The organism is Colidextribacter sp. OB.20 (assembly GCF_009911595.1).
Taxonomy (GTDB): Bacteria; Bacillota; Clostridia; order Oscillospirales; family Oscillospiraceae; genus Lawsonibacter.
Genome location: NZ_QWKG01000044.1, coordinates 24,734 through 33,730, shown reverse-complemented (window position 1 = coordinate 33,730; position 8,997 = coordinate 24,734). Strand labels below are relative to the sequence as shown.

Genomic DNA, 8,997 nt, shown 5'->3' with positions numbered 1-8,997 from the left:
AATTCGATGATTCTTAAATCCAACCCGAACCGCCAGACTACATAAAACGTCTGGCGGTTCCGCATTTGACGCTTACTTTTGAAACGACGCCATCTCAAAGGTGCCTCCTTCTTTCTGCACCATCTCGATGGGCCGCTCTTTTCCGGGAGTGGACAGGTCGCAAAATATCATTTGTGCTGAACGCTGGTCGGCTGTGTTCTGCCATATCTCAAACACGTTGTCGGCGCAGGCGTTTACTTTGCTGGTTTCGCTGTCGGGAAGCAGGGGGTTGGTGAGCCGCTGGTCAAGGGCCAGCTTGCGCCCATCATTGGTGATAAGCAGCATATTGTCCTGGTCGCTCCTTACCTCCCTGTTGCGTACTTTTTCAGCCCGTTCCGCCAGAGCCGCCACCATCTGCCTTTGCAATTCAGAAGGTTTCAGGGAGATATTGTGATAGATGGCCTTGGGGACGGGGAGATTGAGCATATCCGCCGTCTGGATGTCTGCCGTCTCCCTGAACATAGCCATCAGCTCCGGGAGGTTGTGGAACCTGGCAAATCGGGTCTTGGCCCGGTAGCCGGTGCCCTCCGGGGCCAGCTCTATGGCGGTGACGGTTTCCCCAAACGTGGACGCCCAGGCGTCAAAGTGCAAAAGACCGTTGCGGCGGAGCGTTTCATACTGCAAATACCTCTGCATGGTATAAAGCTCCACCATTGTGTTGGAGATAGGGGTTCCTAATGCTACACCTTATCTATTGCAGAAAGTGCCGATAATATGTTGTCTATCCGATATTTCAGCCCAATTAGCAAATGAAAATGGCCGCCTATAATTGGCGGCTTAAACAAGGCTATCTATGAAAAGACGGCTGGGGGTGCATGAAGCACCTCCAACCGCCTTGTGTTTTCTGTCAGATTTCTGTGCGCAGATCCTCTATTTCTTCAAGGGTAAGACCTGTGAGTTTGGCTATATCAGTTGACGCCATTTTCATTTGCAGGGCATTCCGGGCAATTTCAACATCTCGCTCTCGCTTTGCATGATACAAAGCCTGAGCCTCGTCATGGCGCGCCTTCTCACGAAGCCGCTCTATCTCACGGAACTCGGACGATGCTGTGATCGTGTAATACGCATTGATCGCCTGGTTCATCATTGGCACCTCCATTTTCTTGAGTTTTTCCAAATCTTCCTCTGTCTCCGCCTTGAACAGTGTCAGCCACAGTAACAGGGCATCCTTTTCGCTGAAATCATCAGGCAGCTTTTTCAGCTCAAAGAAGTGGAATCCCATTTTATCCGACAGCAGAGTATGGCGTGTAACCTCCAAAGGTTGAAAGAACGAGTGGAACTCTGCACAGTCAAACAGATTGAAGTCTATAATGCTGATGATAATTGTGCGTGGCAGCATGGAATAGCTTTGTCCAGCAGGGAGAGCCGTTGAGAACTCTCTTGCCCAGTATAGCATGACCCGTTCCGGATAGTCCCCTTCATTGGCAACCTGTACTTCCAGATCAACAAGCTGACCGTTCACTACCATGTTGATGTCCAGCCTGCAAAACTTGTCCCCAAGGTTTTCCGGCGCAATTTCTTCATTGCGTATGATAAACTGCTCAATGTTCTCCAGCGGTATTCCGAGAAGTGCGGCAACAAGTTTTTTCAGCAGATCAGGATGTTTTACGAACAGCATCTTGAACAAAGTATCGGTCTTAAAGGTATATTGCAACCTGCTCACGGGCATCACCTCTTACTGTAATCTGATTCTGCTATTATTATAGCACACTTCCCACGATATTGCCATAGATGTTTGGAGAAAAAGATTGTGAGAACGGCGTGGGATACAACACCCCGCGCCGCAGCTTTTTTTGACATGGCATCTTCCAATAATATAAGTGTTACTAACTATATAATTTCTAAGATGTATACAAGATGATAAATCGCTCTCTCTATAACGTTCATTCCTGTATACTGATCCACTTCTAGTATGATTGTATTATTCCAGTAAATGCGTATTACTAACATTGTAACGAGAAAAACCATCATGAAATCAGATATATCCTCCTGTTGATGATCTTGTTATAACATCGTATGAAAATCACTTAAAGGAGTACAGTAACCAGATTGAGATGGAACTATGATACCAGCAGACAGGAACAAGGTTCTGTTTACAGTAATGATATTACGGAAGCTATGCGCTGGATGAGATGTAGAACGCGCAAGTGCAAGGATGATGTCCGCCTGTTGTTTCCTGTAGTCCGTCTCCCTCCACCGGACAACGAAGTTCATCGTGCTGGATACAACTCTTGAAGGAATAGACTGATCTGCCTTCCAACCTCTGAGCTGGCATGAACGGGTCTTTCCCCCCATTTCCTGTTCGTCACCTATGTCAACTACCAGTACACCAGAAGTGCCTTTTGTTCATCTTCCCGCGCTGAAAACCCTTCTATGAGCAGTCCCTCGCAAAGCACCTTTTCATGATCCAGCAAAAATTTTGAACGAAAGGAGGCGCATGACATTGCGTTCTTCACTAGGATTCCACACCATGACGTTGTATAATATTATTTTTAGTGGCGATACGGCACAGTTGATTCGTGACTTTCAGCAATATAGCCAAATGACAGGAAGCATTAAGATGTATAAAGATAAACATGGGAACGGAGTAATCAAGTTTTTCCCTGAGTATCGCGGAATACAATGGTTAATTTGCGAAAATGCCTATTTAGGTGAATTTAGAACGTGCGTAACAATTATCAACGTGGAAATCAATCCCAAAATACTGGGTGGAGTTCACGACTATATTACTGCCGCGACTTACGATGACATGGAGACGGCCATAACAAACTTCAACCTTATCTCAAAGAAAATATCGCCCTTGTTGGGAACTTTTGACAACTATTCCATCAAACGGGTTGATTACTGCATCAATTTTGCGTTGGATGAACTTGCGCCTGAGTGTACCACTGAACAAATGATGACTCTTATTAAAAGATCGAACATCCCGCCGTCCTATAAAGAATGGATGTGTTACGATGATACTGCACATCGAATGAAAAGCCGCCCCAGCAGTTTCTACCTGATGAATAATTCTGTACATATTAACTGCTATAGCAAATACATGAAGTTGAAAGAACAAAATCAAGAAAATATAGAGAATGGATACCCACCCATCGCACAAGCAACCATGGAAGCGGCGCGGGACATTATCCGTTTTGAAGTCCAATGCAAATACCGTAAAATCCATGCTCTTTTACACAGAAACCCAAACGCTATGAGCGACAATGCCAGCAATTACAAAGTCTTATTAAGTCATGATGCCTGTATGGACAGAATCAATGAATATTACAATAAGACCATTGGACGGGGGCACTGGTATACTTTACAACTAGCAACCAGCCTTATAAGATCACACCATTTTAATCGGCAAAAAGAACATCGATTGATTGACGCATTGCAGTTTGTCAATCAGTGCCGCAGTATTACCAAAGCAAAGGAAGCATACCAGGGAAACGATTTAGAATCTTTTAATCGCACATTAAAAGATTTATCTTCTCTTGGCATCAATCCTGCAACCATTCCTAAAGAATGGGGAATAGGACGCATTTGGAGCCTATTAGATGCCTATTATAGCAGATTATCTATGGAGAGGATTAACAAACAATATGCCGCTGTAATGGATTATACCTCCTAGTATTAAAAGACTGTTTGAGTGTAAATCAGTATACCCCTCTCAATATCGTTAAGGGGTATACTGATTTCTCAACATTATGTACCACTGTTTGTATTCTTTTGCAAATTTCGATACAAAGTGGACTTCTTGACCCCGGTAAGATCTTCAATTTCCTTGATGGAATATTGCTGAGTACGATATAATTTGATGGCCTTCCTGACAGCATCAGGATTTGTCTTGGGCCTGCCTCCTGTTCTCCCTCTGGCTCTGGCTGACTTCAAGCCTTCACGGGTACGGTCAGCGATCACATCCCGTTCAAACTGAGCGATGGCCGACATAAGAGTGAACAACAGCTTCCCAGTGGATGTACTGGTGTCGATGGATTCCTTCAGACTGACCAGATGAACACCCTTGGACTGAAACAACTCTGTCAGCTCGATCAGGTCTTTGGTACTGCGCCCCAGCCTCGACAGGGATTCGATTACCACAGTATCACCCTCAGTCATCCGATCCAACACCTTAGCCAGCTCAGGCCGATCACGCTTGGTTCCGGTCATCTTCTCGTTGTAGATCACATCACACCCATATTTCCTGAGAGCATCCAACTGACGGTCAAGGTTCTGCTGCTCGGTGCTGACACGGGCATATCCGAAGATGTAATTCTTCATTCTCCACTTCCTTCCCATTAACGTATGACAATAGGGACATAGATATTGGAACGAGTTTTGGAACGAAATACCCCTCAAAACCACCTGATTTCAAGGAGTATTTCAGCCCTGGTTAATCAGTTCCATTAACGTTCGTATTTGGAGCCACTACTTCAACACAGGAACAGCTTCAAACGCCACACTAACGAAATCTTCTGCATCGAGTATGTACTTACTATTGTGCCAGCCATCGGACACCATCTGCTCGGCTTCGTGTTGATCGTCAGCCTCCACCTCAACCATCCGTTTCAACATCTCGGTGATCGTCACCTTGAACTTCGGCCTACGCATTGGCAGCCTCCTTCTGGATGCCGTACACATCATCGACATAGTAGGCTCCGGTGAAGTAGTTGAAGATCGCCGTACACCGGACCCCGTTGACCTCGGCCAGATACCGATTGTCCCCAATCTGCTGGATGATCTCAGCATCGCCCATAACGTGACGATCATGCTCGTGGTCTTTCAGGCTGTGGATATATGCTCTGACTTTCATGCTCTACCTCCATAAAATAGTAACTGGCTGGAGCCGATGAACACCGACCCCAGCCATGCGTTACAAATCACAGCACCAGTTTTCTTCTTCATAGGCCGTACCATAGGTGTGATTGAACTCCTGTATGGCCTCGCTGGGAATATATGTTTCCCTATCCGGGCAGAAACGGCCCTCGGCAACGATGGTTCTCAGGGTAACTCTCATCTTTTCCTCATCATCACTGAATATGGTCTGTTCCTCGGCGGCGGTAATCTGAATAACGGCTCCCAGCCGAATCCATAATTCTTTCATAAACACCTCCATCATCAGCCAATGGCAGCTTTGGCCCGGAAACAGAAACTTTCCATGCAACTTTCAGCGGTAGCCCTTGGTATCTTTAAGAAGCGTGCGGCCTCATGGAGCGCAAAGCCATCCAGCAGAAAACGGATGATCTTCGCTTCATTTAGTGTAGCTACGCTTGCTGCCTGTTCCAGAAGGGCCTTGCCCTCAATTCGCTGTTCGGTATCCTGTCTGTGGTCTGTAAGCTCAACATCGTCCAAGCTCACAGTGATACCGCAACGCTTGGCGCGGGCATGGTACTCACCATCCCTGAGAACGGCATCCTTCATGGCCCGAAACGCCATAGCTTTGAAGTCTACTCCAACTGGCGGATTACGGAAATACTGCTGCACAGCAGAGAGATAGCCAAAGATCACAATATCGTAGAAATCGTTTACTGAGAGACGCCTATAGCGGAGAAAGTCGATCACCAAATCGTGGTGCAGCTCCGCAAATTCCCGTTCCTCCTGCGTCATGGGCCGCAAAGCCCTCATACTTATTCAACTCCTTTCGGTCAGTAGGTAAAACGAGAGGGAATCCCTGTAATATGGGATTCCCTCTCTGATAATGTCGGTTCTTAATCGACTTCTAGCGGCAGACATACGATATGACCGTCCACCCCCCAGAACATTTCCGGGGTATAGAACCGTTCACGATACCGCTCGATCTGTTCTGGGGTCAGGCTGGCGAAGTGGTCGCAGTCAGCGGGAGCACTACACAGGAAGAACGTACCAAATACAATATCGTACATCTGGCCGTTTTTGTCCCGCAGTCCACGGTTCGCCGGCATATCCATGAATTTCCCTTCCTCGTTGCAGACCAGCACAACGGAATCGTCAAGATGGATGGGCTGAATCAGCCCGCCTACGATTTTCTGCATGGCTGCCAGAGAATCGCCGATCTCCTCCTCCCTTGGCCTCTGTTCCGGCTCAACCACTAAGACACGCATAACAACTCTCCCTTCTTGCATTAGTTCACCTCAAATTTTCCCCGCAGCCAGCGCATGGCCTGATGCTTCCGGGAAAATTCTTCCGTCCATGCGTCCCCGGTGGTGTTATCCACCGCCACCCATGTACGGCGTTCTTTGGTCAGAAAGAGGCCGCAGGGAGTACGATGCTCCATGATCTGACAAAGATACTCCGGGAGGACACGATGAATTTTGGTCCGGCTCACATTCTTCCCTCCCTGTTCAAATGTCGTTCCAGTAAAGTACAGTAGCCATACACCTGGTCGATAGACAGCTCCACCCACTCACCGCAGGCCGTCTGATCTCCACTCACAGGCTCCAAGCGGATTTTTCCGTCCTCATAGGATTCATAAACTCGGATGCAGGTATCACCGAAGAAGTAGCAGACTGTTCCATCTCCCTGTTCTGTCCTAGTCAGGTTGGGAATAGCAGCCACATCCCGCATCTGTTCCAAGATATAACAGTCCTCCACCTTCCAGCCGTTGATGTCCCGTTCCTCGGCCATATAGTAATCCAGCCGGACGCCCTGATCGGTTCCATCCAGGCAGTTACCGAAGATAGAATAGCCGCCCATATTGGGCCAGAACGCTTTATTGTCGCTGGAAATGCGGTAGGTACGGCTCAATAATGGATACTGCGTGGCAAAACTATCTTCTGTGAAGATAATGTGTGAAGTCAGATCTTCCCTTGGGGATGTACTTTTTAACTCTTTGAAAATTTGTTTTAGTTCAGAATAATTCATGCCATTACCCCTAAAGAAAAATCCGCTTCACTGAGACAGCCGATCCAGTAGGAGGCTCCGGGCGTGTGCTTGAAGTCGCAGTTCTCAATTCTCCGTTTGATCTCCTCCAGCTTTTCTTCCCGCTGCTCCGAGTGGTTATGGAAGAAAGCCCTAGCCTCGTGCCGCCCTTGCTCAAACTTGTCGTAGTCAAAGGTTTCATTCATAATGCGCCGTAGTGCTACCGCAGACATTTTTACGGTTTCAAACAAGTCTAATTCCCCCTTTTGAAAAAGCAAATGACCCGGTATCCCCGCCGTAAGGAGGAAACACCGGGCCATTGTAGCGTGTTTTATCTTAGCTGGCCTCGGCCAGTTCCGGCATCAACTGGGCGGCGTTCACGATCTCCATGAACTGCTGCCCGAACGCCTTTGCTTGGGCCGCTTCCTCCGGACTGAGAGTGCCGACCGTCTGGAAGTTGAATAAGGCGTAGGGCTTCCCCTGCTTGCTGGTGGCTTTTTCCAAGGTGATCTTCGTAACTACGCTGGAGATCGGCGTCAGGGTACTCAGGAGCCGGGTGGAGTATTTCAGGAACCGGGGCTTGCTGGTGACAGGGATACGGACCAGCAGAGGGATGATGCTGTTGGGCCGCAGAAGGAACAGCATCACCGATTCTTTACATGCCTTGGCGTTGCTCTCCCCGTCCTTGGAGCCGAAATCATTGTAGGGGCACATGGCGCAGGACTTCCCATCGTGGGAAATGATACTGTTCTGGCTCATGCAGACAGGCGGCGTCCCCTCCACCGGATCGGGCGTATCCCAATAGGCTCTCGGCGTGGTGTAGTCCAGCACAATGCCCGTCAGCTCCATGGTTGCCTCGTTTCCCGCCAACCCCGGAACCTCAAACACGGTGGAACCGCCGGACGGGGACTTGACCAGATCGAACAGGTCCAAGGTCAGCGGCTGGCTCTTCAAATTGGACCGGATGATTTCAAGGGCGTTGTTCGTCAAGGCCAGATAGGTGGAATCCACCGAGGCCAGAGTAGTTTCCGGCGTAGAGGTAACGGTGATGTTCTGGTTTTCAGTGGGCTGCTGCAACTCCTGCACCTTGTTGCTCATGCGGCCCTTGAGTTTCGTGTTGTCCATGATAGACCTCCTCGTTTAGCTTACCGCCTTGATCGTGAAGCGGCGGTAGGATGTTTTATTGGTGTACTTCTTACAGAGGGCAGGATGCTCGGCCTTCAAGGTCTTGCTGTCCAACCGCTCCTGGGATACACTCTTCCAGGTGATAACCCGCTCACCAGCAGTTCCCACCTCGTTCTCTCCCATCATCTCTTTCAGAAGATTCTCGGCCTTCTGCTTCTGTTCGGTGACGATCTCCAACTGCTCGCAGGCTTCATCATACTGAGCCAGCAGATCAGCGGCGGTGTCGGGCAGGGTGATGTGGGACTTGGGGATACTGTCGTGGAAGCGTTCAGCAAGGAACTTGGCAGAAGCATCGGAACCATCCAGCGGCGGGGGCGTACCGTCCTGTACATGGTTCCAGAAGGCCGATTCCAGCTCAATGAGCATAGAAATCAATTCCTCATCACGCTCCACGAACTTCCATTTGAAGGTATTGCCGCCAATGAGTACGGCGATGTAGGCCCCGGCATATCCGGTCACTGCCATATAGTGGGTGATTTGGAGCGCATACTCGTCCGGGATGGTGTCTTCCCACTCGCCAGCCTTGTAAGCGGAGGCGGTTTTGGCTTCAAAGATACACGTCCCAACGTCCGGGACCTCACAGATGCCATCCAAATTGGCCAGCATAAAGGGGTGTTCCTCACTCTGGAGCAGTTCGCTCTTGTGGACGACCTCGATTCCAGTGCGCTTGGTGAACTCGGCCCGAACGAAGGGTTCAAGCTGCGTACCCCAGTAGGCAGCTTCTCCGGCCTCCTGGGGCGGGAGCTGACCCGTCTTATCCAGCCACAGTTCCACAGGGGACTTGTACCGATTGATACCGCAGACCACAGAGGCATCCGAGCCGCCGATGCCCTGCTTGCGGTACTCCAGCCAGTCGGCATAGGGCAGATTTTCAGTCGAAACTAAGATTTTTGCAGGCATATTTTACGTTCACATCCTTATTCAATTCAAAATAGAATAGAGGGCGCACGGACA

At 49.0% G+C, this 8,997-nt stretch carries 13 protein-coding genes and 1 pseudogene; 1 reads left to right on the top strand and 13 read right to left on the bottom strand.

All coding sequences use genetic code 11. The features are described from left to right. Positions 1-144: 144 nt before the first annotated feature. Together D1641_RS11760 and D1641_RS11755 are read right to left on the bottom strand one after the other, a co-directional pair. Positions 145-714: pseudogene (locus D1641_RS11760) on the bottom strand (helicase); the annotation flags it as partial. Between the two features lie 172 nt (positions 715-886). Next, entirely contained in the window at positions 887-1,702 is an 816-nt protein-coding gene (locus D1641_RS11755; protein ID WP_160665898.1) for an Rpn family recombination-promoting nuclease/putative transposase, read from the bottom strand. 807 nt (positions 1,703-2,509) lie between these two features. Between D1641_RS11755 and D1641_RS11750 the strand changes: the two genes are divergently transcribed. Continuing rightward, positions 2,510-3,655, top strand: a complete 1,146-nt coding sequence (locus D1641_RS11750; RefSeq protein ID WP_160665896.1) for a hypothetical protein — start codon at positions 2,510-2,512, stop codon at positions 3,653-3,655. A gap of 74 nt (positions 3,656-3,729) precedes the next feature. On the opposite strand, the gene D1641_RS11745 is transcribed toward D1641_RS11750, so the two are convergent. From D1641_RS11745 to D1641_RS11695, 11 genes are all read right to left on the bottom strand, one after another. Continuing rightward, the gene (locus D1641_RS11745) at positions 3,730-4,302 is read right to left on the bottom strand and encodes a recombinase family protein (RefSeq protein WP_160665894.1); all 573 of its coding nucleotides are present in this window, start codon (positions 4,300-4,302) and stop codon (positions 3,730-3,732) included. Between the two features lie 147 nt (positions 4,303-4,449). After that, entirely contained in the window at positions 4,450-4,632 is a 183-nt protein-coding gene (locus tag D1641_RS11740) for a DpnD/PcfM family protein (RefSeq protein ID WP_160665892.1), read from the bottom strand. Further along, positions 4,625-4,834 carry a hypothetical protein gene (locus tag D1641_RS11735; RefSeq protein ID WP_160665890.1) on the bottom strand — a complete coding sequence of 70 codons (210 nt, stop codon included), beginning with the start codon at positions 4,832-4,834 and terminating at the stop codon, positions 4,625-4,627. The genes D1641_RS11740 and D1641_RS11735 overlap by 8 nt, the downstream gene beginning before the upstream one ends. 60 nt (positions 4,835-4,894) lie before the next feature. Beyond that, complete coding sequence (locus D1641_RS11730) at positions 4,895-5,125, bottom strand: hypothetical protein (RefSeq protein ID WP_160665888.1); 231 nt, start codon at positions 5,123-5,125, stop codon at positions 4,895-4,897. Between the two features lie 14 nt (positions 5,126-5,139). Further along, on the bottom strand, positions 5,140-5,646 hold the full coding sequence (locus D1641_RS11725; RefSeq protein ID WP_160665886.1) for a hypothetical protein: 507 nt from the start codon (positions 5,644-5,646) through the stop codon (positions 5,140-5,142). A gap of 83 nt (positions 5,647-5,729) precedes the next feature. Next, on the bottom strand, positions 5,730-6,101 hold the full coding sequence (locus tag D1641_RS11720; RefSeq protein WP_243149362.1) for a DUF3846 domain-containing protein: 372 nt from the start codon (positions 6,099-6,101) through the stop codon (positions 5,730-5,732). A 20-nt stretch (positions 6,102-6,121) separates the two neighbouring features. Beyond that, positions 6,122-6,325, bottom strand: coding sequence for a hypothetical protein (locus D1641_RS11715; RefSeq protein WP_160665882.1), 204 nt, complete (start codon positions 6,323-6,325; stop codon positions 6,122-6,124). Then, entirely contained in the window at positions 6,322-6,744 is a 423-nt protein-coding gene (locus D1641_RS11710; RefSeq protein ID WP_160665880.1) for a hypothetical protein, read from the bottom strand. Before D1641_RS11710 ends, D1641_RS11715 begins: the two co-directional genes overlap by 4 nt. A gap of 113 nt (positions 6,745-6,857) precedes the next feature. After that, positions 6,858-7,064, bottom strand: coding sequence for a hypothetical protein (locus D1641_RS11705; protein ID WP_160665878.1), 207 nt, complete (start codon positions 7,062-7,064; stop codon positions 6,858-6,860). Positions 7,065-7,194: 130 nt separating this feature from the next. After that, positions 7,195-7,983 (bottom strand): hypothetical protein, encoded by a 789-nt coding sequence (locus tag D1641_RS11700; protein WP_160665876.1) that lies wholly within the window; start codon positions 7,981-7,983, stop codon positions 7,195-7,197. Positions 7,984-7,998: 15 nt separating this feature from the next. Continuing rightward, positions 7,999-8,943 carry a lambda-exonuclease family protein gene (locus D1641_RS11695; protein ID WP_160665874.1) on the bottom strand — a complete coding sequence of 315 codons (945 nt, stop codon included), beginning with the start codon at positions 8,941-8,943 and terminating at the stop codon, positions 7,999-8,001. Positions 8,944-8,997: the final 54 nt, after the last annotated feature.